The organism is Fibrobacter sp. UWB5 (assembly GCF_002210295.1).
GTDB lineage: Bacteria > Fibrobacterota > Fibrobacteria > Fibrobacterales > Fibrobacteraceae > Fibrobacter.
In genome coordinates this window covers 420,237-445,068 of record NZ_MWQH01000001.1, presented here as the reverse complement: position 1 = coordinate 445,068, position 24,832 = coordinate 420,237, and the positions used below count along the sequence as shown (strand labels likewise).

Annotated in this window: 19 protein-coding genes and 1 tRNA gene; 5 read left to right on the top strand and 15 right to left on the bottom strand. The window is 48.9% G+C overall.

The window, feature by feature from the left end; genetic code table 11:
• Positions 1-41 precede the first annotated feature (41 nt).
• The 8 genes from B7989_RS01900 to B7989_RS01870 all read right to left on the bottom strand — a co-directional run bounded on the left by B7989_RS01900 (position 42) and on the right by B7989_RS01870 (position 7,357).
• Positions 42-722, bottom strand: coding sequence for a hypothetical protein (locus tag B7989_RS01900; RefSeq protein WP_088626930.1), 681 nt, complete (start codon positions 720-722; stop codon positions 42-44).
• A 21-nt stretch (positions 723-743) separates the two neighbouring features.
• Positions 744-2,213 carry a hypothetical protein gene (locus B7989_RS01895; protein ID WP_088626929.1) on the bottom strand — a complete coding sequence of 490 codons (1,470 nt, stop codon included), beginning with the start codon at positions 2,211-2,213 and terminating at the stop codon, positions 744-746.
• Between the two features lie 24 nt (positions 2,214-2,237).
• A complete protein-coding gene (locus tag B7989_RS01890) occupies positions 2,238-2,618 on the bottom strand; it encodes a hypothetical protein (RefSeq protein ID WP_144264939.1) in 381 nt (126 codons plus the stop codon).
• Between the two features lie 83 nt (positions 2,619-2,701).
• Positions 2,702-2,908: a hypothetical protein gene (locus tag B7989_RS13805; RefSeq protein ID WP_144264938.1), complete on the bottom strand. Its 207-nt coding sequence runs from the start codon at positions 2,906-2,908 to the stop codon at positions 2,702-2,704.
• 14 nt (positions 2,909-2,922) lie between these two features.
• Positions 2,923-3,261 carry a DUF1232 domain-containing protein gene (locus tag B7989_RS01885; protein ID WP_088626927.1) on the bottom strand — a complete coding sequence of 113 codons (339 nt, stop codon included), beginning with the start codon at positions 3,259-3,261 and terminating at the stop codon, positions 2,923-2,925.
• 644 nt (positions 3,262-3,905) lie between these two features.
• Complete coding sequence (locus tag B7989_RS01880; protein WP_088626926.1) at positions 3,906-4,535, bottom strand: FISUMP domain-containing protein; 630 nt, start codon at positions 4,533-4,535, stop codon at positions 3,906-3,908.
• A gap of 9 nt (positions 4,536-4,544) precedes the next feature.
• Positions 4,545-5,078, bottom strand: a complete 534-nt coding sequence (locus B7989_RS01875) for a type II toxin-antitoxin system death-on-curing family toxin (protein WP_088626925.1) — start codon at positions 5,076-5,078, stop codon at positions 4,545-4,547.
• A gap of 158 nt (positions 5,079-5,236) precedes the next feature.
• Positions 5,237-7,357, bottom strand: a complete 2,121-nt coding sequence (locus tag B7989_RS01870) for a glutamine synthetase III (RefSeq protein ID WP_072799853.1) — start codon at positions 7,355-7,357, stop codon at positions 5,237-5,239.
• A gap of 227 nt (positions 7,358-7,584) precedes the next feature.
• Here B7989_RS01870 and B7989_RS01865 point away from each other — a divergent pair, with 227 nt between their 5' ends.
• On the top strand, positions 7,585-8,628 hold the full coding sequence (locus B7989_RS01865) for a sigma-54-dependent Fis family transcriptional regulator (protein WP_233144211.1): 1,044 nt from the start codon (positions 7,585-7,587) through the stop codon (positions 8,626-8,628).
• A 104-nt stretch (positions 8,629-8,732) separates the two neighbouring features.
• Here B7989_RS01865 and B7989_RS01860 read toward each other — a convergent pair whose 3' ends face one another.
• A complete protein-coding gene (locus tag B7989_RS01860; protein WP_158212843.1) occupies positions 8,733-14,801 on the bottom strand; it encodes an InlB B-repeat-containing protein in 6,069 nt (2,022 codons plus the stop codon).
• Between the two features lie 229 nt (positions 14,802-15,030).
• Here B7989_RS01860 and B7989_RS01855 point away from each other — a divergent pair, with 229 nt between their 5' ends.
• Both B7989_RS01855 and B7989_RS01850 read left to right on the top strand, forming a co-directional pair.
• Entirely contained in the window at positions 15,031-16,059 is a 1,029-nt protein-coding gene (locus B7989_RS01855; protein WP_088626922.1) for a hypothetical protein, read from the top strand.
• 28 nt (positions 16,060-16,087) lie between these two features.
• Positions 16,088-16,888 carry a hypothetical protein gene (locus B7989_RS01850; RefSeq protein WP_144264937.1) on the top strand — a complete coding sequence of 267 codons (801 nt, stop codon included), beginning with the start codon at positions 16,088-16,090 and terminating at the stop codon, positions 16,886-16,888.
• 1 nt (position 16,889) lies between these two features.
• Here the strand turns inward: B7989_RS01850 and B7989_RS01845 are convergent, their stop codons facing one another.
• The 5 genes from B7989_RS01845 to frr form a co-directional block, all read right to left on the bottom strand.
• The gene (locus B7989_RS01845; RefSeq protein ID WP_088626920.1) at positions 16,890-18,362 is read right to left on the bottom strand and encodes a DEAD/DEAH box helicase; all 1,473 of its coding nucleotides are present in this window, start codon (positions 18,360-18,362) and stop codon (positions 16,890-16,892) included.
• Between the two features lie 78 nt (positions 18,363-18,440).
• Entirely contained in the window at positions 18,441-19,841 is a 1,401-nt protein-coding gene (locus B7989_RS01840; RefSeq protein WP_088626919.1) for a polysaccharide deacetylase family protein, read from the bottom strand.
• A 187-nt stretch (positions 19,842-20,028) separates the two neighbouring features.
• Positions 20,029-20,910 carry a phosphatidate cytidylyltransferase gene (locus B7989_RS01835; RefSeq protein WP_088626918.1) on the bottom strand — a complete coding sequence of 294 codons (882 nt, stop codon included), beginning with the start codon at positions 20,908-20,910 and terminating at the stop codon, positions 20,029-20,031.
• A complete protein-coding gene (locus B7989_RS01830; RefSeq protein ID WP_073056179.1) occupies positions 20,903-21,613 on the bottom strand; it encodes an isoprenyl transferase in 711 nt (236 codons plus the stop codon). The genes B7989_RS01835 and B7989_RS01830 overlap by 8 nt, the downstream gene beginning before the upstream one ends.
• Positions 21,614-21,625: 12 nt before the next feature.
• Positions 21,626-22,159 (bottom strand): ribosome recycling factor, encoded by a 534-nt coding sequence (gene frr, locus B7989_RS01825; protein ID WP_072799877.1) that lies wholly within the window; start codon positions 22,157-22,159, stop codon positions 21,626-21,628.
• A gap of 119 nt (positions 22,160-22,278) precedes the next feature.
• Between frr and rimO the strand changes: the two genes are divergently transcribed.
• Positions 22,279-23,589: a 30S ribosomal protein S12 methylthiotransferase RimO gene (gene rimO, locus B7989_RS01820; RefSeq protein WP_088626917.1), complete on the top strand. Its 1,311-nt coding sequence runs from the start codon at positions 22,279-22,281 to the stop codon at positions 23,587-23,589.
• Positions 23,590-23,610: 21 nt separating this feature from the next.
• Positions 23,611-23,684: transfer RNA gene (locus tag B7989_RS01815), tRNA-Arg, on the top strand.
• Positions 23,685-23,733: 49 nt separating this feature from the next.
• On the opposite strand, the gene B7989_RS01810 is transcribed toward B7989_RS01815, so the two are convergent.
• The gene (locus B7989_RS01810; protein WP_088626916.1) at positions 23,734-24,756 is read right to left on the bottom strand and encodes a hypothetical protein; all 1,023 of its coding nucleotides are present in this window, start codon (positions 24,754-24,756) and stop codon (positions 23,734-23,736) included.
• Between the last annotated feature and the right edge of the window lie 76 nt (positions 24,757-24,832).

Genomic DNA, 24,832 nt, shown 5'->3' with positions numbered 1-24,832 from the left:
ATCATTCAAATAGGATTGTCGAAAGACTACCTTCTTAACATTTATTTCCACAGGGAGCAAATCTTCTGAATAATTTCTTCCTGTACTTTTCCTTGCGGGTGCGGCACAACAATGCATCGATGCATTGTTCCAGATCCGTCAACTAGGGTAAATTCGCCTGTAGAATCATTTTTTGATTTAAGTTGTCCGCGAGGTTCCCAGCGTTCAAAGAATCGACCGACACCCTTTTTCTCACCCTCGTAAACGCCGGTCAAGAAAACAGAAACGCAGGGATCCAGGTCATCCATTTCAGCAAGCAACAACTGGGCGCATTCATTAATCTGATTACTTCTTAAGCCCTGTGTGGTTCCCTGTTTCGCGCGGAAATTAATTTTATACAAGTCGCTCCAATAGAAATCATGGAAGACATTCGAACCATACGACTCACCACGAACCCGTTCAAGGACATGACCGACCACCCTCCAAAACGAGGAATCATCAAAGTAATAGCCATCCCTAGATTTGAGCCAATTCAGTCCATCGTATTCGTAATCGGTTACCAACGGAACCTTGTCCTGCCCAAGGCCATAAGTATCCCGACCGATGAACATCGGCAAACCTTTCTTAAAACGGCTTTTCGGACCAACAAAATGCGTCGGCATAATACCCAAAGCATCGCTATTGGGCAGAGATTTCGCCTTGTCGTAAAGAACTTTGTAAAGCTGTTGAACTTGCGGGGTCATAGAAAAGTTCCTTCAAACTAATTAGGATTTATCAAAATCATAAAATATCTTAGCTAACCCTTTGTAATAAACACAAGCAACTTCTTTATAAAAATTATTAACTTTTTCTCGCCATTCATTATTCGCCATTTCACCATAATATACTTCATCAATGAATTGCAAAACAAAATATGCAATGATTACTGAAATAATTATGGTTAAAATTGTTAATAGAACAAAAAAGCTTGTATCCCTTATTGCATATATAATTCCCGAATCCAATATGATTGTCAAAAACAATACTACAATCAAAGGGATATAAAATGGTTTTCGTCGAGGATATTTAGGATATTCATTCATCAACAAAGGGTCTATTTCTACTATTTTCCAAAATCCATCCATTACATCATCTTCTGAAAACACACCTTCTTCTGCAATAATCGATCCATATCGTTCAACAAGTTGCGACAAAATTCTATTTTCACATCCAAAAACATATCTGTATTTTCTTAAATTTTCAAACAATCCTGCTAAAAAGGAATAAAAAATTTCTTTTTCTTGTTGTATTTTTTTTCTTGCAAGAAAGAGTCGTGCAAAGAATCCAAAGCTTTTTATTTTTTTCAGTTCATCACAAGCATTTTTTATTGATTCATAATCAAACTCTGGCTCAATAGAGATTTTGCTAACTTTTCCTGCAACCGGTGTAAATGCAAGACCTTCTATATCTATTTTTGTTTTATTCGATGTCAAAATACCTAATATAAACTTTGATATAGATGTAATATCACTACAAGCACTGTCTACAAGATCCTGAGCTCCAACACTATCATCTTCAAGATAAGCTATTCGCGCTTGTAAATAATTTACTATTGAACGAATTAACAATCCTGCATTTTTTTGGAAATTCTTTTTATCATTTTCATCTTCTATATTTTCAAAAGAGAGTAATAAATGTTCCATAACTAAATCGCTAAAATTCTGAAGCAACAAACAATTTGGCGATTTCAGTATTTTAAACATACCCAATTCTGCAACAACCAAATTTTTTACAGAATCACTATACAACGGGTTTTCCGAACAAACCTGCAACTGTTTTTCAAATAATTCAAATGCCGATTTTTTACTATTTTTTTCGTCAGGTGCATCATTCAAAGAATTTTCATCAACGCTTTCTACTTCATTTTTATCAAAATCTTCAATAGGTTTTTCAGCATCACTAGATTTCACAATCTTTTGATCTAATGTTGCACTAACATTTTCCTGATTATCCTTTTTTATTTCTTCTTCTTTGGATTTTCTAAACACACTAAAAAAGCTGTCTTTTAAAATTTTTAAAGGATTTCCCAAATTTTCGTTTATAGCTTTTCCAGAATCAATAGCCTTTTTTGCTCCATCCATACCATCATTAACTTTTTTCCAAAAAGGAACTTTTTTATCGGTAGTTTCATTTGCTACCGGTTTGGCGTCTTTTTTCGAAGCAGATTGTTTACTTGATTTCTTTGATGACGACATAGTTAAATTCTCCACAATTATAATTCATTTGCTTTTTTTCAAAGCAACAGATAAATCATCTAGAAAGATTTTTAATCTCGAGGCTATTAATTTTCCATCACAATTGTCCATTAATGTTATGCAAAGGGAATCATTTCTATAGATACGAAACATTTTATTAATGATTTCAAAAATTTTTTCTGGAACATCTTCATCTTTAAATTCTTTATCTTTATTTCTTTTTAGGCAAAGATGATACTCGCCTTCGAACAAATAGAAATCTAATTTGAATGTATTTGGTTCATTACACCAACAACTCAAATCAGTAACAAGATAAAGGACATCCTCACCAGGTTGAAACCCTAATGACTGAATGGACTTATATTTTGCCAAATCGGTTTCCATAAAATGGAGAAACATTTTCATATTGCCAAATTTATCCACATATTTAGCCAAATTCGACGGCTCAATTTTTTCCCAATATTTTGACATAATATTTTTTTCCTTAACTACAACACTTCATGCTTCCCGCCACGGCTACATCCGCAGTTGGCGATTGTCCAAAAATCATATGAAAAGCCACACTTGGCGCACACGTATTTAGGCCCCTGTTGCATACCGCGATAAGGGTCATGCTTGCCGCCTTTGCTGCAGCCACCATTCGCAATAGTCCAAGCATCGTAGGACTGTCCGCATTTTTTGCAATAAAAATTCATACATAGCCTCCAGACTACTTCACCACCAGCGCCACAATCGCAGCAATCAAACCGCCGAGTAGCAGCGCGGCGATTACAACGGCGATGACCATAAACCATTTGGCGTATTTTAGAATTTTCACCAACGCGCTATTTTGATCCTTTGCGAACTGCTGAACCGCATTCATGGTTGCAGTCACAAGGAAGCCAACATCATCGAGCCAGCCCACTACGGGAATTGCATCGGGAGCCAAGTCAATGGGCGACGCGGTGTACAGAAGCGACATGATTATCAAAAAAACGGCGAGCCCCTTTTGCAGTGGCGAGGCACCGTTCAAATTCTCCACATCTAAAACTTCTGGTTCTTTATCCATATTTTTTCCTTCTCAAAAAGAAATATATCCTGTTTTTTTCAAAAGTGCACTTTTTTTGAAGAAAAATACGTCTTTACCATACGCATATTCATTTTTGATGTCGTAACGGGCGCCCTCCTAGCCTCGCCAGCCAACGCACAGCACCCCAGTCTTTGACTTTGGCCCAGTAGCGTCTTATAAAGTTCGCCCCTCCAATCTTCGCTCCAGATTCAAAATCCGCTTTTAGTATTTTGCATGCTGCATTTGTTTTCATAGGTCCTCGCATTTTCGTAAGTTTTGCCGTAAGGATGAATATATACCCACTAGGCGACAATAGATGTCGTTCACTTCTGGTAGTTGGGACTCTACAAAAAAAACGATTACCTTATAAAAGCCTTTTTTTTACACAACGAAACCAACAAAAGAAAAAATGGCCCGATGACCACTTTTTTCACTTTTCAGAACCAAGGCTCCATTCCAATGCATTCTTTATGTGCTCTTCAAAGACCTACAGTCTCTTTTTTAATCCACAAGTCACTTTCTAATGGACAAAAATACAGTAAATAGTCCACTGTAATGGACTAAAATACAGAAAATAGTTCGTCATAATGGACTAAAACATAATTTATTGCCTAATTTTACCTAAAAAGTGCAATTTTATGTTTTCAGCAGTCCTTCACGCAGCGGATTGAATTCGCGCAGGAAAAATCGTTCCAAAAACGGTCGAGAACGGCGTCGTCGTAACAATTGTCTAGGCGAACGCGGTATGCCCACTTGTTTTGCCCGACGGAACTCCAGAAACGCGTGTGTCTGCCACGTGCTCCGCAAAAGCCGAATTCCTCCATGCAGCCTGCCGGATACGCCGTAAAACCGAAAGCATCGGTACTTTTACCGACAGGGAACAGTTCGTCTTCTTCCCAATCGTCTTTGGACTTTAACGCAAGAGCCGCCCCAAGGTAAGTTTCGGCACCATGCTCGCCCATTTCACATTTTGCGCCAACTGCATTAAACAAGTCTCGCCAATCGTCATTGTTCGGCAAGCGCCAACCTTTGGGGACTGCGGCTTCTGCAAATTTCCAGTAGTAGCACAAGCCATATTTCTTCACATCCGGGTCGCAGTTCCAATCGTAAGGCGGCGTTTCGCCATTCAAGCACAGATACCCCATGCCGCCAGCATACGCCTGCGCACCTTCGCATTTATGCCGCAAGTTTTCGGCGAACCAAATCCGATTTCCGATTTTCACGGTGCGGTAGGTTTCACCGTCTCGCGGGTCTGTAAAGTATGAGTCTTTCATAAAAGCCTCCTACAAAATCAAATTCACCACGAGTTTGGTCATGGTTTCACGTTCTTCGGGTTTGCTTTCGGCAATGAGCAGCGTGAGTGCGACCAGGGCACCATCGCTTACGATTTTGGAGCCGTCCACTCGATAAAGGATATCGTTGCGCGACATGTACCACAAGAAAATGAATGCAGCAATACGTTTATTGCCATCGACAAAGGAATGGTTCTTGACAAGCAGATACAGGAGTGTTGCCGCCTTCATCTGCACGGTCGGATAAAGTTCCTTGCCGTCGAAGGTCTGGTAAATTTGTCCGAGTGAACTCTTGAAAGAAGCATCTTTTTCGACACCGAAGATTCCGCTGTCGCGGAATTTTTCCTTGAGCACAGAAATCGCTTCCATCGCCAACTCATAGGTGATGGGGCCGTTCGTTTCGCTGTAGTCTACGCCGGTCTTCGGGAATTCCAGTTGCTGATGGTCGTAGCGGTCCAAAGTTTCAAGGGCCGCACGAAAATCACCGATGACATTCGATATTTCAAGTTTTTCCAATCTGTTCACGACGCACTCCTTTTAGGGGAACATCACGAATATAGATTGAGCATGCGACAATTAGCGTCGTATGCAGATACAAAAAATCCCCGCCCGAGGGCAGGGAAAATTTAAGGGTATTTTACTAGAGATCCTTCGACTCGTTTCACTCGCTCAGGATGACACTACTAGTAAATAAACAACATCTCGCGATACTTCGGCAGAGGCCACATTTCGTCGGGGACGACCTTTTCGAGGCCATCAACAACCTTGCGCAAAGCGGCCATCGCATCGAGAATACCTTCGTGCAGGCCGTTCAGGCTTTCTTCCATCGTAGCGATGGCGGCACTCAGGTTCTTGACGCCTTCGCCGAGAGACTTCACGTAGGCATCGACGCCAGGGAAGCCCTGGTTCAGAGCCATTTCGTTTGTCTTGAGGGCGCTGGAGTAAGCCTCGACGACCTTCGGCAAAATGATATTCTTTGCCATGTCGCGGCAGACTTCGCCTTCGATGTGGATGCGCTTGTGGAAATCTTCAACGTTGATTTCGTAGCGGGATTCCATTTCGCGGCGGTTCATGACACCGTACTTTTCGAACAACTGAATATTTTCTTCCTTGGTGAGGGCCTTGAGGGCTTCCACGGAAGTGCGAATGTTCGGGAGTCCGCGGCGCTCGGCTTCGGCGACCCATTCGTCGGTGTAGCCATTACCGTTGAAGATGACGCGCTTGTGTTCCTTCACGATCTTCTGCAGGATCTTTTGCAGGCCCGTGTGGAAGTTCTTTTCGTCGAGCTTTTCGAGCTGTTCAGAAATCATATCGAACGCTTCGGCCACGATGGTGTTCAGAACCACGTTCGGTTCGGAGCAGCTCTGGCTGGAGCCCGGTGCACGGAATTCGAACTTGTTGCCGGTAAAGGCGAAGGGCGATGTACGGTTGCGGTCGGTGGCATCGCGCGGGAGGGCCGGGAGCATGTCGGCACCGATGCGGAGTGCGCCAGCTTGCTTAGAGGACTTGGGCACGCCTTGTTCAATCTGTTCGATGACGTCCATGAGCTGGTCGCCGAGGAACATGGAGACAATGGCCGGAGGAGCTTCGTTTGCACCGAGGCGATGGTCGTTGCCGGCGCCAGCAGTCGTCATGCGGAGCAAGTCAGCATGGGTGTCGACGGCATAAATGATGGCGCAGAGCGTGGTGAGGAACACGGCGTTCTGGTGCGGGTCCTTACCAGGATTGAGGAGGTTGCCCTTGCCGTAAGACACAGACCAGTTGTTATGCTTGCCGGAACCGTTCACGCCTGCGAAAGGCTTTTCGTGGAGCAAGCAAACGAGGCCATTCTTGTCGGCCACGTTGCGGAGCACTTCCATGATTTGCATGTTGTGGTCGCAAGCGAGGTTCACTTCTTCGAACATCGGGGCGAGTTCGAACTGGGCAGGCGCCACTTCGTTGTGGCGGGTCTTCGCCGGAATGCCGAGCTTCCAAAGTTCGATTTCCACTTCGTTCATGAAGTTCAAAATGCGAGCCGGGATGCTACCGAAGTAGTGGTCATCCATCTGCTGATGCTTCGCGGGAGCGGCACCGAACAGCGTGCGGCCCGCCTGGTACAGGTCGGGGCGTTGCAGATAGAAACGCTTGTCAATCAAGAAATATTCCTGTTCGGCACCGAGCGTGACCGTCGTCTTCTTGGGACCCGCCTTGAAGCAGGTCATGAGGCGGCGGGTAGATTTAGAAAGAGCTTGCAAACTGCGCAGGAGCGGAGTCTTCTTGTCGAGCGCTTCTCCGGTGTAGCTGCAGAATGCAGTCGGGATGCAGAGCGTAGCCCCGTTGCCGTGGCGCTTGAGGAATGCCGGGCTGGTCGGATCCCAGGCGGTATAGCCGCGGGCTTCAAACGTGGAACGGAGTCCCCCGCTCGGGAAGCTAGAAGCGTCCGGTTCGCCGACAATCAGGTTCTTGCCGCTAAAGGCCATGATGGCGCGGCAACCGTCAGGTTCAAGGAAGGAGTCATGCTTTTCGGCAGTGGAACCGGTGAGCGGCTGGAACCAGTGCGTAAAGTGCGTGGCACCGCGGTCCATCGCCCACTTCTTCATGGCGTGGGCCACATCGCCTGCGATACTCGGATCGAGGGCGGCACCTTCGTTAATGGTTGCAATCAGCTTTTCGCAGACATCCTTGGGCAAGTATTCGCGCATGGCGTCGATGTTGAACACATCTTCGCCATAGAAATCCACATTCACCGGACCGGCCGGCTTGACGGGCGCGGTAGGGGCCTTTGCGATTTCGTTGATGGTCTTTTTGCGGTAGCTTACGCTCATTTTGAACCTCTTTTTTGCCGTTTTACGGCTGTTTTTTAATTTATGGAAGGAAATTAGGAATAAAAACGGGGGTTGGCACCCAAAATTTACAGGTTTTGAAACAAAATATTTTACAATATTGTAAAATTAGTGTATATTATTACATTATTGTAATGGCATAAGAGGTTCAGACACGAGAATGCAGATGCTGAACCAAGTTCAGCATGACTGCGACAAGGCAAGAATCAATGACGGAAGCAGAAGAAATAGAGAGACTGAAAGCGGAGATCCGCGAGCTGCGCAATATCATCGACGAGAAGCCGGGCAAAATGGTCGGCAACAGCGGTGAAATGCGTGAGGTCTATAAGCAAATCAAGAAGTGCGCCAAGAACGACGCACAGGTGCTTATCTATGGCAACGACGGTACGGGCAAGGAACTCACCGCCCACACCATCGCAGAACTTTCTGCCCGCAAGGAACAGCCCTTTGTGGTGATGGGTTGTGCAAACTTGAGCGAAGGCTTCGGAAACCCCGCGAACACATTCGAAAGCGAACTCTTCGGCTACGAACGCGGCGCCTTCATTGGCGCAAACAGCCGCCACTTGGGCAAAGCCGAAGTGGCGAACGGCGGCACGCTATTTCTGGATGATGTCTCGGCACTCAGCCCAAAGAACCAAGAAATTCTTCTGCGGTTCATGCAAGACCAGAGCTTTTACCGCCAAGGTGGCAACATTCGCCTGCATAGCGACGTGCGCCTGATTGCAGCATCCAGCAAGAATCTCGAAAGTCTGATGCAGCAAAAGCTTTTCCGCGAAGACTTGTTCTACCGCCTGAACATCGTACAGATTTCGCTCCCCGACTTGGCACAGCGCAAGAGCGATATCTTGCTTTTGGCGGAGCATTTTATTTCGCAAGTGAACCTCAAGTACGGCACGCACGTGGTGCGCCTCTCGACGCCCGCGATTGACATGCTCATGAGTTACCACTGGCCAGGCAACGTGCAGGAACTCGAAAACTGCATCGAGCGCGCAGCCCTCGCCACCAGCGACGACTGCATCCATTCGCACAACCTGCCGCCCACCTTGCAGACCGATGAATCGGCCCGCAAGCCCATGCTTCCGAACCAGATTGCACCGCTCTCGACGCTCATGGATACCTACGAAAAAGAAATCCTGAGCGAGGCGCTAAAAAGAAACGGCGGCAACATGTCTGCTGCCGCACGGGATTTAAGCATTTCGCCGAGAGTCATGCACTACAAGGTGCACCGATTAAAAATAAATATATCAGGCTAAGAAAGGAGATCCCGGGTCGGTGCCCGGGATGACAAGAATGGGTCGGTGGCCGGGAAGACAAGAAAGCGTCGAACCCGCAGTGGGTCAGCGCCCGGGACGACATTCTACTTGACGTTCACCTGGAGGGCGTCCTTGCCCACGCGCACCATGTAACTACCCGACTTAGGCACTTCTACACGCTGCGAGCCATTCGACACCACACCACGCCTTACAACGCGGCCATCCATGTCGAACACGGCATAACGGGCACCCATCTGCGCTTCTTCAATACTGAAGGCGCGAGAATCGAGCACCACATTGAAGCGGACCGTGACTCGCTTGAAGGTCGCCGTATACACGTCTTCGTTAAGTTTCCAGCCATTGAACGTGTACTTCACACCGTTCTTGGAGAAGTCCTTCGGCATAACGCTACGCAGGGCGCGCTCAATGGTCGTGTCAGCACGGTCCGTGTAAATGACCACGATCTCTCCCTTCTGACCATTGGCATTCACTTCCTTTTCGCCATAGGTGTCGTAACGAAGAGTCTTGATGAAGTACGGATACAGGCTCTTGTTGCCATAATCGCCTTCACGCATGGCCTTCACATGGTTGCCGCGGCCCTTGGTCTTTGTATACCAGCCCTTGAACACCCAAGTCGTATCCGATGTCATGACAGCATCCGGAAGTTTCGTGACCTTGCCGTAAACGTAGCCTTCGAATTCTTCAACCAATTCGGCGCCATCGGGCAGGTGGAAATTGATCTTGAAGACCAATTCATCCTTCGAGAAAATCGGAACGTAGTTGCCAGTCTTCGAATCTTGCTTCCAGCCGATGAGCGAGTACGAAGTATCCTTAGGCGTCACCTTAATCGGCGGCAAATGGTTCGTAAGGGCGCTACCGATCTTATCGGTAATCTGCGTGTGCGTATCCTTCGGACGAATCTTCACATGAATGGTATCGGTCGGATTATCGCCGTATTGCACGACAATTTCTTCCACAATCAATTCGCCTTTGAATTCAGGTTTATACTCTCCGGTAGAATCATCCTTCACCCAAACGAGCACGTAGTTCGAATCACCATCGCTCGGCTTGGTCGGCAAATCGATACCATTATCTTTAAGCGTACTATCGATTCTCTGAACGATTTCGCTGTACGTATCCGTCACGTGAATTACGACACCGATCGTTTCCTTAGGATTCTTCTGGTAAACCACCTGAACCGTGTCAAGCTTGACCGTGGCATCGAATACAGGTTCATACATGCCCGAGCCCAGGTTCTTTGCCCAACCGGCAAAGGCGTAGGTAGAGTCGTCGTCAGCAGCCTTTGTCGGCAGCGAAATCGGCGGCACATGATTTTCGAGGGCGGCGTTAATCTTGTCGTTCACTTCGGAATCGGAATCCTTTTCGCCGACAATCACACGGATTGTATCGCCGGCATCGTTGTACTTGACTACGATTTCAGGCGAGAGAATAACCAAACGGCCATCCGTCACGTCAAAGGTAACGTCGAAGTTCGGATTCTTGTTCGTAAAGTTCTTGGCTTCAAGACCCATCGGGTAATTGCCGCTTCTAGTCTTGCGGATGACAGAATCTCCGCTGAACTCGATATCATTTACAGAATAAAGATTGTTGTCAATCCTCAAGCTGTAACCCGAGATCACCTGTTCCCAACCATTATAGGCATAGGTATTGGTGTTACCCTTGACAGTCACCTTCACAGGAGACTTGGTCACCTCAAGTGTACCGATTACCGGTGCGTCAATGATATAGTTTGCGGCCGTGTCCGTACTGGCCTTAAGAACATAGGTAAAGGCATTCTTGCTGCTACCGGCATTTGTCTGCGTGCCGTTCACCGTAAAGATAAAGCCTTCATCGGGAGCGAAGCCATCGCCGCCCACCTTGACCGTATCGTTCGTCAGCGGCGTGCCATCGTACACCTTGGTTGCAGAAGCAGAGGTCAATGTCACATGGCGCTTTTTAATCGTCAGCTTGCCCAGAACAACCGTCACATCGTAATTCGGGTTAAGCGTATAGCTCACTGCAATGGAGTCTACATTTTCACCCGCATTCTTGACCGTCGGATTCAAGCGGTAGCACCTGAGTTCGCCCAGATCGGCATCGTCTTTAAGTCCCGACACGTAACCCAACATAGCAGGATCCGCATCGCCGTAAAGCTTAACAACATCTTTTACCTTAATAGTGGCCTCAGCCTTTGTCACCGTGAGGGTTCCAAGATCTTCTACAATCTGATAGTTCTTGGGATTCACAGAGCCCCAAATAATCTTATATTCATTTGTAGAAGAGCCGACCATTTTCTGGCTACCCGTCACCTCAATTGTGGGTTTTTCTCCATTCTTAAGTCCAGTAACGATTGGGACATCCCTGACAAGAGGCGTTCCGTCGTAGGGTTTTGAAGCAGATTCAGTCTTAATGTTGAGCGTAGCCTTATTCACCGTCAAGAACGCATCGTACTTATTGAGCACATAGTTAGCAGTCACATCCGATGTCCCTTTCATCACTTTAAAAGACGACACTCGAGCAATTACAGAGCCAACACTCGTAATAGAGCCTGTCAATTCTACAACCGGTTCATCACCCGGCTTAAATGTGCCCTTTACCACCTCATAAGTCGGAGTCAAAGGCGTTCCATCATAATCCTTGGATTTACTCTTCACCTCTATAGCAATAATAATCTTGTCGGTAATACGCAGAGTAGCCGTTTTCTCCTGAGGATTCTTGTAGTTCGGGTTGGTCGCAATGACTTTAATCGTATGGTCTCCTACTCCCGAAGCAACGAGCGTACTCACATCATTCGTCCATTCGCCGGCACCATCCATCTGATACTTGAAAGTCGTTCCCGGGACATCGCTAGAAGCCCCATGCGTCATAGAATGCGGATTGCCGTCATCCGTCACATATTCGTCGGCAAAAGCAACCTCGAAATCGTCATCGCTCTGTTCAACAACAAATTTATTGGTCGGCGGAGCAATACTGCCTATGGTATAGTTATCCGTCACGTCGTTGCCATCGGCATCCAAGATTTTCACATCCGCAGGGTCCGTCATGACCGGATCATAACTACCCGCATCAAGCACGTCTACGGTATAGCCCACATTGTGCGTATGGCCCGGAACCAAGTCATTCGTCTTGGAGCCACCTTTAACATGGATGGAATCACCCGTATATGTTTCCGACGGAATATTTGCCGTAGTAAAGTTAACCACCTTCGGATTCACACCAACAGAATCGCTTTCATTATACACGACTTCAAACGCACTGGTTACCGTATCACCCGTCGTCGTATTTAAGATGGCAAAGCCTACAACCTTTGCAGCAATCGGACCGTCCTTCACATTCTTGATAGAATCCGTAATTACATATCCCTTGTATCCGTTCGGAATATTCGATATAGAAGTAACCTTGGCTCCACAGCTTTTTCCATTATAATCACAGGATTGTCCTACGACCGTCACCGTCACCGGTTTCACCTGCCACTTGGCATAAAGAGTCTTGTGGCCATACGGAGTCTTGGCCTGGAATTTCTTGATTTCGGAACCGCTAAAGTCTTCGGCGCCAAACCAACCCTTAAATTCATAACCCAATCTTGTCGGTTTATTCAGGTCAAAACCCGTCGAATCATCCAAGGTGTAAGTCGTCGGATTACCAGTAGCATCTTCGCCGCCGTTCAGTACGTACGTAATGGTATAAGTGACCTTATTCCAATGGGGGAACAATTGCACGGGCTTATTGTCCGTATAAAGACCATTCAGGTCATACACCTTTTCGCCGTTATCGACAGTAGACCAACCATCTTGTTCGTAACCGGGACGCTGGTACACAGCCCCCAACAAGGTGATCGGTTCGCCATATTTCTTTACCACAGGAGGAACGTTGTTCACGCCTTCTTCACCGGCCTGATAATTGATGACGAATTCCTTGATTTTCCAGTTGGCATACAGCGTTATATCGCCGTAAGAGCCCTTCGTGATCTGTTTAGCCTGATTCGTAAAGGAGCCGTCATAGAACCAACCCTTGAATTCAAGAGTGTCGTTATTAATGGTCGGCGCTTCGAGAGAGAATTCTTCTTCTATCGTATAAGTCGACGGATTGGCGACATTATTCAGTCCATCATTCAAATTGTAAGTAATGCTGTAAGGAATAGCGGTCCAATTGGCATACAAGGTAATTGTCGTATCTACCAACGTCTGGAAATTATACTTGTTCTTGCAAGCTGGTTCCGTATACCAGCCTTCAAAAACATATCCGATGGCGGTAGGTTCATCGGGAGCCGTCGTGTGTTCGCCTTCGGAAACAAGCTTGTCGGCGGGCGCGGTTCCATGACCTTGCACATTAAAGATTACCTTATATTGCGGCGCTAAGTTCCATCGGGCATAGAACGTTATGTCCTTCGTCGCCACTCCCAAGGTGTCGACAACTTGTCCACCCACCTTAGAAAGCGACCATCCAGCAAAATAATACTTGACATCTCCGACCATATAGACTGTCGGCAAGTCGCCCTCTGCAAAACCATCTGTCGTAATGGCTTTATCTTGCACCACCATCTTCGTGAACGTAGCAGAGCTATCGCCCGTATTGAGGTCAAAGGTAATCTTGTAAAGATTCAGATTTTTCCATACGGCATACACTTTTTTTACGCCATAGACAATTCCCAAATCTCCAGATGCCGTAGCCGTCGGATCCAAAGACCAGCCCACAAAAGCCTTGGTGCTGTCGTAAGTCGGAGTCGAGATTTCATCGGCCGTCAACGGGGTATTGAACTTCAGTTCCTTAGTCGTCTTTGCGCCAGGAGCGAACGAGCCACCGTTTGCATCGAAGGTAATCAAGAATACCGTTTCCGCATTCAAGTCGCCTTCTCTTTTAGAAACACCGGTAATGGCGATATTTTCTTGATTCGTCCAAAGGCCCGTAGAATCGGAGCAAGTCTTTGTCGATTCGTTCCACGTGTGCTTATTCAGCAAGCATGCATTTTCTTCGGTATTGACATTAGAGAATCCCTTGGGGTCGCCAACAACATCCACATATACATCGCGGGATCCGACCCAAATGTCATTTTCCAAGGCATCCATGTCGTAATAGCAATTTTCCAAAGTAATCGTCACTATCTCATGCCTTGTCGTGTCTCTGTTATTGACGATTCGGCCTGTTATAGCACCCTGTGCTCCAATTTCATCCGGATGGGCCTCCAGATTGTCACCATCATAGACGCTACTCGAAATAGTCACGCTACCACGAATCACGCCCGAAATACCACCGACATAGACATCTCGACCGGACGCTTCAATAGAAACCGTACTCAGCGCATTGCTAATTTTTTTGCCATTGGTCATGGCGCCCATGATACCGCCCGCACCCACATCTCGACCGTTCGTGACGATACTACCCGAAGTATAGCAGGTATCAATGGTTCCTCCAGTCATCCAACCGACAACAGGGCCCACACTCACCTGGTGCGGGTTTGCCCAGTAGTCATTTTTACCGGTTGCATAAATAGTCACCCCGTCAAGAATCAAATTCCTTACCGTACCACTGCCAATCACGCCGAACAAGCCCACGTTCTGGCAATAGGAGGGGTAGCCATGCACCACATCAAAAACCTGCATGGCAAATTCTTTACTGTCGACCTTCAGGTTCTTAATGGTAATACCATTTCCCAAAAACGTTCCTGTAAACCTCGCAGTTCCATTACCGGCCGCAATCGGGGTAAACGGAATATTGTTCATATCCAGGTATTCCGCCGTTATCGTGGCATTCATCGGGATGTTGACCTCGGTGTTCCACGCCGTTCTCAAATACCCCGTATAAGGAGCCTTGTTCCACAGAGCATTTTTGGCAGGATCCCGGTAGTAGGATTCTGGATCTTGCCGGATTGCAGTCATCAAACTGATTGCCGAATCCTTGAACGCTCGGGTCTTATATTCGGCTTTAGAAGTGTCGGCCTCAATGAGGCTAATCAACTTTTGCCATTTTGCATCTATCGCATACTTGTTAACGGAATCGGAGAACCATGCCAGGTGCGCCGCCTTTTCAATCACGTAATATTCCTTGCCCCCGATAGTCTGCTTACCAGGAGCCTCGATATTACCTTTCCAAACATCAGCCCATACAGATTGAAAACCCGCCACTAAAATAAGCAGGGCGAACACTCTTGCGAGAGAAATCTTACTAGCAGCCATAGATATCCCCTTAAACTGACATCTTTCCGTTCCACAAAAACAAGGAAAATCCTTGAATTTCCTTCTCGCCATAAAATTAATTATTTTTTTTTACAAAGAGCGTTTTTTTTAATATTTTTTTGCACAAGGGTTATTTTTTTCTTATTTTATGTAATTGGAACCCTTTTATGGGAGCAAACGCACGATTATGACCATAATTCGCAAAGTTTTAACGATATGCAGCCTATCCATGGCATTCGGTTTTGCCCAGGAATACGTCGTCGTGACCGATTCCGCAGCAGCAGCCCAAGCCAAACAAGATAGCATCGCAACAGTAGCCGCTAACGACTCTACCGCCGTTTCTACAGATTCTACCGCCACAACGGCTACCACAGCCGCAACGGCCGAAGCAGACAGTGCAAAGCCGGCAGAAACTGTAAAGCCTGCCGACACCGCCAAAGTCGCCGCTCCGACCAAGGCCAAGGCAGATACCGCTGCCGCCGACACTGCCGCACCAAAGAAAATGCGCAACAAGATCACTTACGCCGACTACCAGGACAAGGTCCAGCGTTCTGCCAAGAAGCGCTCCAAGACCATGCACCACGGCTTAAGCCTGATGAGCGCCACCTACAACGACAAGAACTACTGGCACATGGACCACGACGCCAATTGGGGCATGGGCATGGGCATGTATTACTTCTACAGACACTACTTTGGCAACTATTTTGGAGTCCAAGGTCGACTGGGTGCACTGTACCGCTATTCCCGCTGGACCTTTGATGTAGACGAACAAGAAGGCAAGCTTTCTACAGGCGAAAAGTACACGCTCAGGCACGAACTTGACCGCAAGTACTACAATTTCTCGGCCGACATGCCGCTGACCGGCAAGTTCGGTTACCACATCAAGGGAACGACCACCTTCTTGTACACCAGCTTGACGCTTGGACTGACCAAGCCCATTTACGAACTGACCGACACCGAGAACAGACTCTACTTGAGTACCAAAAACAAGAAGCTTAAAGAAGACATTGCCCTGTTCGAAAGCGCAGGCGTAACACCGTTCCCGGCATACGAAAGCCATCAGACCAACAAGTTCTTCTATATGGACGACTGGGAAACGAACAGCTGGATCGGTCTCGGTATCGAAAGCCGACTCGTATCCTTCGAAGTCCAGATGTTTGCCTTTGGCGGCGCCACCCAGAACGCGAACCACCGATTCTACAACATCGGACAAGGAACCCCGACCTGGCGCATGTTCTTGGACTTTAGCATAAGGTAATGGTATTATTATGAATCAGAAAAGCTTTATGTTGAAACTCGTCACGATTCCGCTGCTTGCCATGGCAACGCTTCCGTTTGTTGCATGCGGCGACAATCCCATTGAAGTCGAAGACAAGAAACAAGTCGAATTCTCGATCGAAGTCGGAGCCCAGGACGCCCTGGAGTCCCTTGAAGCCTTGCGCGAAGATATCGACAACTATACCTGTTACGACCAGACCAAGCGCTTTACCGACAACTACAAGAAGCGCTGCGACCTCTTTATCGACAAGTTCAGGGGCAACAGCGCCGACACCGTGCTGAGCCTTGCCACAATCATCAAGATGGTCAAGAACGAAGACGAATACAACGACAAGGGCAACTACACCGGATCAGACGATGGCCCGATGGTCAACTACCTGCGCTACAACAAGATGCTGAGCATTACGCTTATCAACTACAAGCAGACAGTTGAATCCATTAGCAAGAGCGAAAAGCTGGGCGATCCCGAAATCAGGTTCCTGGTCAAGTCTTACATTGACTCCGATCCTTCGGAGTACGACCCGTTTTCTGCAACGATTCTGGATACTGTCGACGTCGACAGATGGGCTGGCGAAAAGAAGATTGCTATCCAGCTGCCCCGCGGTATCGACGCAATCGAGATTTGCCCGGTTCTCAGGGACAAGAACGAACATGACGACTACTACGATGACGAGGACTTGCTGAAGGATTCCGACTGCGTTCCGGTCAAGAACCTGGGATGGGTCGCAGAAAACAATCCGAAGTTGCACACGACTACGGGCGAAAAGGCCAGAATCATTTGGGAATGGTTCTTGTACTCGATCGAATAGCTTAATTGCCTTGAGCGCGGCGAGCGGCCTCGGCAGCCTCGCGCATGCGCTTGCGGGCACGCGAGCCGGGACGGTTTTTCCCGATGGTGCGGCGCCCGAGCTGATCCTGCGGATTCGCTTGTTGAACGCCTTCGCTCTTTGGAGCGGGGCGTTTTTCGTTTTGCGGTTGATTCTGCGGGCGATTTTGCTGCGGGCGATTCTTTCCGTGACCGTGCTTGGGCTGATTATTATTGTCGCGGTTCGGCTTGCCATGATTCTGTTGTTCGCGGCGCGGGAATCCGCGACCGCGGGCATTGCGCATTTCGCTTTCGGGAGTTTCTTTTTGCTGGGGCGGGAGCTTTTCGTAAATCGCCTTGTCGCCTTCGGGAATGCTGATTCGGGTCAGCTTTTCGATGGCGCGTAAATCCTGTTCTTCGTCAGGAGCGCAGAACGAAATCGCGATGCCATCTTTACCCGCGCGGGCGGTACGGCCGATACGGTGCACGAATGTTTCGGGAACGTCGGGCAAGTCGTAATTGAACACATGCGACACGTCGTCCACGTCGATTCCGCGGGCGGCAATGTCGGTGGCCACCAGCACACGAATCTGTTCGCACTTGAAGTTTCCTAAAGCCTGTTGCCTGCGGTTCTGGCTCTTGTTGCCGTGAATGGCGGCACACTTGATGCCCGCCTTTTCAAGCACGCGGGTAATCTTGTCGGCGCCGTGCTTGGTGCGGCTAAAGACCAGCACCTTTTTCATTTCGGGGTGAGCGAGCAGCAGTTCCTTGAGGAGCGCGCCTTTACGGCGTTTGTCGATGCGGTAGAGTTCCTGGTGAATACGCTCGATCGGAGTGCTCTGCGGCGCCACCTCCACCCTCACTGGGTTCGGGCGCAGGATTGTCGCGGCAAGCTTTGTAATGTCTTCGGGCATGGTCGCGCTAAAGAACAGATTCTGACGATTCTGCGGCAACAGCGCCACCACCTTGCGGATATCATGAATGAACCCCATGTCAAGCATGCGGTCCGCTTCGTCGAGCACGAAGAATTCCAATGTCTTCAGGGATACCGCCTTCTGGTTGATCAAATCGAGCAGGCGGCCCGGAGTCGCGACCAGAACATCAACGCCGCGAATCAGGTTGCGCTTTTGGCTCACGTCGCTCACGCCGCCGAAAATGCAGGCGGTCGAAATCGCCGTAAATTGGGCATACTGCTTAAAGCATTCTTCTACCTGAATGGCAAGTTCGCGCGTGGGCAAAAGAATCAAAGCGCGGCAGGTCTTGGGTGCACGGAATTTGCCGGAATCCAGCAACAACTGCAGAATCGGGAGCGCAAAAGCCGCCGTCTTCCCCGTACCCGTCTGAGCAATCCCCAAAAGATCCTTACCTTCCAACAAACTCGGAATTGATTTTTCTTGAATCGGGGTGGGTTGTTCGTAGCCGACAGCGCGAATTGCGCGCTGCAAAGGGTTTGCCAGGGGAAGTTCTGAAAAAAGCATATTAAAACCAAATGTAGAAAAAGGGAATCCCTTTTTATCAGGATTCCCTTTTTTCGAGAGAGGTTTTGGTAAAACGGATTAAAGCTTGACCTTAAAGGACTTGCCGCCCACCTTGACAATGTACACGCCCTTGGCTCCGGTATAGACCTTCTGCACGGCACCGAGACCGCGAGTGGTACGCACCTGGTGACCGAGGCTGTTGAACACGGTAATGCTCATGCCCTGAGCGCCACCGACCACGATGTAGTTGTCAGAGGATCTGTAGACAGAGAGACCGAAGTCGTTCTGAAGTTCGGCAGCAATAGCCATGCCATGGCAAGAAGGGTCGAACGGATTAGCGTTGCAATCCACTTCGCCCTTGCTGGAAGAGGACTTCGGACCCCACGGATTCGTAGAAGAAGAGCTCTTGGCTTCGCTAGAAGAAGACTGCGGCGGTTCTGCGCTGCTGGAAGATTCCGGAGAAGGACCAGCACCTTCGCCAGCGATCACGATGTCACCTGCGTTCGGCACGGCGTCGAAGTAGACATAGCCGCCATCAATCTTGGATTCGAGCTTGGCACCGGCCTGCGTGACTTCGGCCTTGGAGAGGCTCGTCTTGACCTTCAAAGTCAGCGGGTAGTCATAATTGGAAATGTTGTCCTTAATGTTGTGAGTCAGCTTAACCGTAGTGGAGCTGCCGCTGTTAGAAACGTCAACCTTGGCGGCCTTACGTTCCTTGATGTACATGGCAACGTGACCCATCGGAGCCACCCAAATGTCCTTGTCGTTCTGCTGGGCATACTGGAGGGAGCCTTCCATAGTGCTAGCATCGGTCGGAGAGTAAGTCGCATAGCCGTTTGTGCCCGTTGTAAAGCCGTGCGTCAGGAATGCAACCCAACCGCCTTGTTGAACGGCCTTTTGCATATTGCCCTTAAAATCGCTGGTTCCCTGATTACCGGTCATGAGCGCAGAAACGGCAGCCCAGTTGTTCGGACCATCTTTGCCCATAATATCGGAGCCGCCCTTCCAGCTTCCGTTACAAATTCTTCCGACAACGTAATTCTGAAGAACCTGGGAGTCACCCGGGGTATCGCAGTTCGGGTAAGCCAGCGTAATACAGCCGTATTTCTGCTGAACCTTGCTGTTAAGAGTCTGCTTGGACGATGCAATTTCGTTACCGGGCATCGGTTGTCCATTGGGATGACTGTCACTATGGCTTGCGATTTCGTGACCAGAAGAGGCTAGTTGTTTCACTCCATCCCAACTAATCATTCCTTGTCCGCCAACCCAACCTGTAACAATGTTAAAGGTCGCCTTATAGCCGTACTTCTCGAACATGGGCAAAGCAACACCTACATCGCTTTGCGGGCCATCGTCAAACGTGAAGGAAACGGCAGCCTTGCGGAAGCCTGCCCAAGTGGCAATTTCAGCATCCTGAGCAAAAACCATGGAAGAACCCATGGCAATCAGCGCAGCAATAGAAATCTTTTTGTAATTCATACACTCACACCCTTTTTAGTGATTGATTTTAATGTTTTACCCCGTTATAATATATATATGGGGTAAAACAATCGCAATAATCGGGCGAGAGTATCCGTTGTTACTTAAAACAACGAATGTAAACGAAAATATACAGTAATTTGGGTGGAAAAGCCGATGCTGATCTACATCAGCATGACGCGGGCAATTAGCCAAGCTTCTGGAGGAAATCCATCAGCAAGTAGAGAGCGGGAGCTGCGAGGTAGAAGGAATCGCAGCGGTCAAGCACTCCACCATGGCCGACAAACAAGTTGCCGGAATCCTTGGTACCGCTCCAGCGCTTCAGGGCAGACATCAAGAGGTCGCCTGCCTGGCCAGCCACCGTGAGGAGCAAGCCGATAACGATAGCAGAGACCCAGTTGATTTCGGCACCGAAAACAGAGAGCGCAGAAGTGCACTTGGCCCAATAAGTCACCCAGGCGATAGTCGCAATGGAGCCTGCGATAGAACCTTCCCAAGTCTTTTTCGGGCTAATGCTCGGTGCAAACAGGTGACGACCGAAGGGACCCTTGCCAGCAGCAAATTTACCGAAGAAGTACGCCACCGTATCGCAAAGCCACATCGACGTCATAACCAAAATGAACGGATAGCAATGTTCAAAGCCCTGACCGTTGCCCATCATGAGCACGTTCATGCCCCCCCAGAGGCCCACATAAAGCGGAGCACCCAGCTGCATCACGAGCCACGGGAACAAGTGGTCAATTTCGACCTTGGCATATGCCAAGCCAATGTAGATTGCAAAAATCAAAAGGAATGTCATGCCCACCACATACGGCACGGCAGGCATTCCAAAATAATCGCCCTTCGAAAGAGCCCATGCCAAAGTAAGGGCTAAAGAAGAGGCAAACGAAAGGTAACGGGTATCGGGACCCTTATACATTTTGCAAGCCATGCCGGCCCATTCCCAGGCACCGACACCGGCCAAAAAGCACATCAACCCTATACGGCTGTAGTCAGAGAACCACAGCAAAAAGAATACGATAGGAATGGCGACAACCGCCGTAATTACACGCTGCGCAAGATTACTCATGCAACACCTTTCCAAAACGTCTTTCTCGAGTATTGAAGAACTCGACGGCCTTCAAGAATTCTTCCTTGGTAAAGTCGGGCCACAGCGTATCCGTTACGTAGAATTCGCTATAGGCGGCCTGCCAAAGCAGGTAATTCGAAAGCCTGAATTCTCCCCCGGTACGAATCACGAGATCCGGATCGGGAGCTCCTTTTAAATACAAATTCTTAGCGAAGAGCGTCTCGTCGATATCTTCAACCTTGATTGCCCCGGACGCCACTTGCGCAGCAATGGAACGCGTCGCTTCGACAATTTCTTGCCTGCCACCATAAGAGATAGCGAGGTTCAGCTGCATGCCCGTGTTGTTCGCCGTCTTGTCGATGGCGGACTGCAGACTTGCGCGCGGCTTTTCAGGCAAACGGTTCATGTTGCCAATCACCGTAAGCTTCACGTTCTTTTCCATGAGGTCGGGAATTTCCTTGACAACCATCTCGATCAAGAGGTTCATCAAGTAATCCACTTCCTTGCTGGGCCTGCCCCAGTTTTCGGAACTGAACACATACAACGTCATGTGTTCAAGTTTCAGGTTCACGCCCACTTCGACGGCATCAATCGTCGCCTGGGTGCCCTTGCGGTGTCCGAGGAAACGTTCAAGACCGCGGCTACGGGCCCAGCGCCCGTTGCCATCCATGATAATCGCTACATGTCTAAGCTGATTTGCCACGCAAACCCCGGACTACACCTTGAGGATGTCTGCTTCCTTTTCAGCGAGGAGGCTGTCGATCTGGGCAATAGCCTTGTCGGTAGCCTTCTGGATTTCGTCCTGCTGCTTCTTGACTTCGTCTTCGGGCAGTTCCTTGTTCTTCTTGAGGGCGTCGTTAGCATCGCGGCGGATATTGCGGATTGCCACACGACCTTCTTCGGCATGCTTGCGTGCAATCTTTGCGAGTTCCTGACGGCGTTCCGTGGTAAGAATCGGAAGGCTCACGCGAATGCAGTTGCCGTCCTTCATCGGGGTAAGGCCGATGTTTGCAGCAAGGATAGCCTTTTCAATCGGGTCGACCATGGTCTTTTCCCACGGGGACACAAGCAGCATGCGCGGTTCGGGCACAGAAACCTTAGCCACCTGGGAAATCGGAGTCGGCGTACCGTAGTAGTCGATGCGCACGTCGTTCAGGATAGCGGGGCTAGCCTGGCCTGCGCGGATCTTCGAGAATTCACGTTCGGTGGCCTCAATGGCCTTGTTCATTTTATCAGAATAATCTGCCATAATTTTTTGCGTGTTAAAAGGTTTTACTTACCAGTTACTAGTTGCGAAATATAGATAATTGAAAATGTAGGCGCAAAATAAGTAGTGTTTTTGTAAGAGAAAATTCTAAATTTGGCGTTATGCCTACTAAAAAGCCCAAAGTTTTCGTTGTCCATTTAGGATGCGCCAAGAACCAGGTCGATGCGGAAAACCTGGTCGGTGAAATGTTGCACGCCGGTTTTACTACCTGCGACACCGCCGCCAAGGCGGACTACATTCTGGTGAACACCTGCGGATTCATCGAAGCCGCCAAGGAAGAATCCATCAACGCGATTCTCGCACAAATTAACGGCAAAAAGTCCAAGCAGAAACTGATCGTTTCGGGCTGCCTTTCGGGCCGCTATGGTGACGAGCTCGTAAAGGAGCTCCCTGAAGTCGATTACTGGGTAGGCACCTACAAGCCGGGCGAACTTTTGAAGAAGATGGGCATCGTAGCACCGCAAACTTGCGACGCCGAAAACATGGCCCGCATGAACTTAGGCGGATTCAAGCACCACGCTTACTTGAAGATTGCCGAAGGTTGCAACCGCCGATGCGCCTACTGTGCGATTCCCTTGATTCGCGGCAAGCAGGTTTCCCGCAGCATCGAAGACATTGTCGAAGAAGCCAAGGAACTTGAAAAGCAGGGCGTTCAGGAAATCACTCTCATCGCACAGGACACGACTTACTTTGGTCGCGAAAAGGGCAAGAAGGGCGGCACGCTCGCCCAGCTTTTGAAGGCAATTCTCGACAACACGAACATCCCGTGGATCCGTACGCTTTACTGGTATCCGATGTTTGTGGACGACGAACTTTTGGATCTGATGGCCAACGAGCCGCGCTTGGTGAAATACGTGGACATGCCGATCCAGCACGCCAGCGACAACGTGCTCAAGAACATGAAGCGCAATTACCGCAAAAAGGAACTCGTGGACATTCTGCACAAGATTCGCGAGCGCATTCCGGGCGTTACGCTTCGCACCACGGTACTTGTCGGATTCCCCGGCGAAACCCACGAAGACTTTGAAGAACTGATGGAACTCTTGGAAGACATCCAGTTCGATCACCTGGGCGGATTCGTGTTCAGCCCCGAAGAAGGCACGCCCGTGATGGAAATGGACTTGCCCGCCGTCGACGAAAGCGAAGCCCGCGCAAGGCTCGACGCCGTGAACGACTTGCAAGAAGAACTGGATGCCGAACACGCCGAGGCAATGATCGGAAAGACCGTCCGCATTATCATCGACCAGGTTGCAGAAGAAAGCGAATACCACTTTTACGGACGCACCGAAGGCAACTCCATGGAAAACGACGATATCGTGAAGGTGCTCGAAGGCGATGCCGACGTAGGCGAATTCCGCGACGCACTCGTGATAGACGCCGAGCCGCACGAGTTGATAGTTAAGTTGATTTAATTTACTATCTTTGATTCACTCGCTTGTGTAGCTCAGTTGGATAGAGTGCTTCCCTCCGAAGGAAGAGGTCGTGCGTTCGACTCGCATCACAAGTATAAAAAAGGCTCCTCATCGAGGAGCCTTTTTTCAATGTCAATGCAAGTCTTAGCGACCGGCAACGCCAGAGCGGGCTCTAGCCTTTTCACGTTCGCGGCGACGCTTTTCGGTGTCATCCGGGAAGAGTTCCGGGAGAGCGTAACCGATAGCGATACCGAACACGATACCCGTCTTGCTCATGCCCTTCGGGTCCACCACGCGGGAGCCCCATTCACCCGTTTCACCGTCAGCCAGCCAGATGTTCTGGTAGTTGCCTTCCAAGTCCATCATCGGAGTTTCTAGCTTGCGGAAGCTCGGGTTATCCGTTTCCTGGTCGCCCTGACCGGTGCTTGCATAATAGGTCTTCGGAGTCTTTGCAAGTTTCGGAGCGTAGTACATACCGATAGAGAACTGCAAGTAGTACCATTCGTTGGTCAAGTAGGTGATAAGAGCATCGAACTGGAAACCGTCCACCTTGATCAAAGCACGAGTCTTGCTTTCGTCGGGAACGATATCGTGGTCAAAGTACACAGTACCATAAGACACAGACAAGCCCAAATGGAGCGGGTTCTTGGGGAACAGGTAGTAGTTCAAGCCAACCTTGTAACCCGTACCGCCTTCGAGATCCCATTCGTCGAAATCGTTGTCAGTACCCTTCGGCAAGAAACCGAAAGAGCCGTACAGAGCCAAATGGAACGGCAAAATGTATTCAACGCCAGCGCCCAGGCCCATGCCCATACCGGTTTCACCCATAATCGGGTAACGGGAACCCATACCGATCTGGAAAATCAAGCGGTTGCGCAGCCAGTCACGGCGGCGTTCAGAGTTAGCATATTCGTCCTGACGCTGTTCTTCTTCGAACTTCTTGCGTTCGGCCATTTCACGGCGCTGGGCAGAGTTGATACCGACGTCATAGACTTCCTCTTCTTCGTCATCGCCAGTAGCCATGGTGGCACGCGGAGCGGCATCACCCTCATCTTCTTGAGCAGAGGCGGGGGCGGAAACGAAACCTTCGTCGTCCTCGTCAAAGTCGTCTTGTGCCCAAGACATGAAGGCGGTTAAGCATAAAGACAAAAGTACTTTCTTAAACATGAAAAAGCCTCAGATTATATAATCGCATTTGCGAATATAACTTTTAAGCGCGCAAATCGCACGAAACTTAATGTAA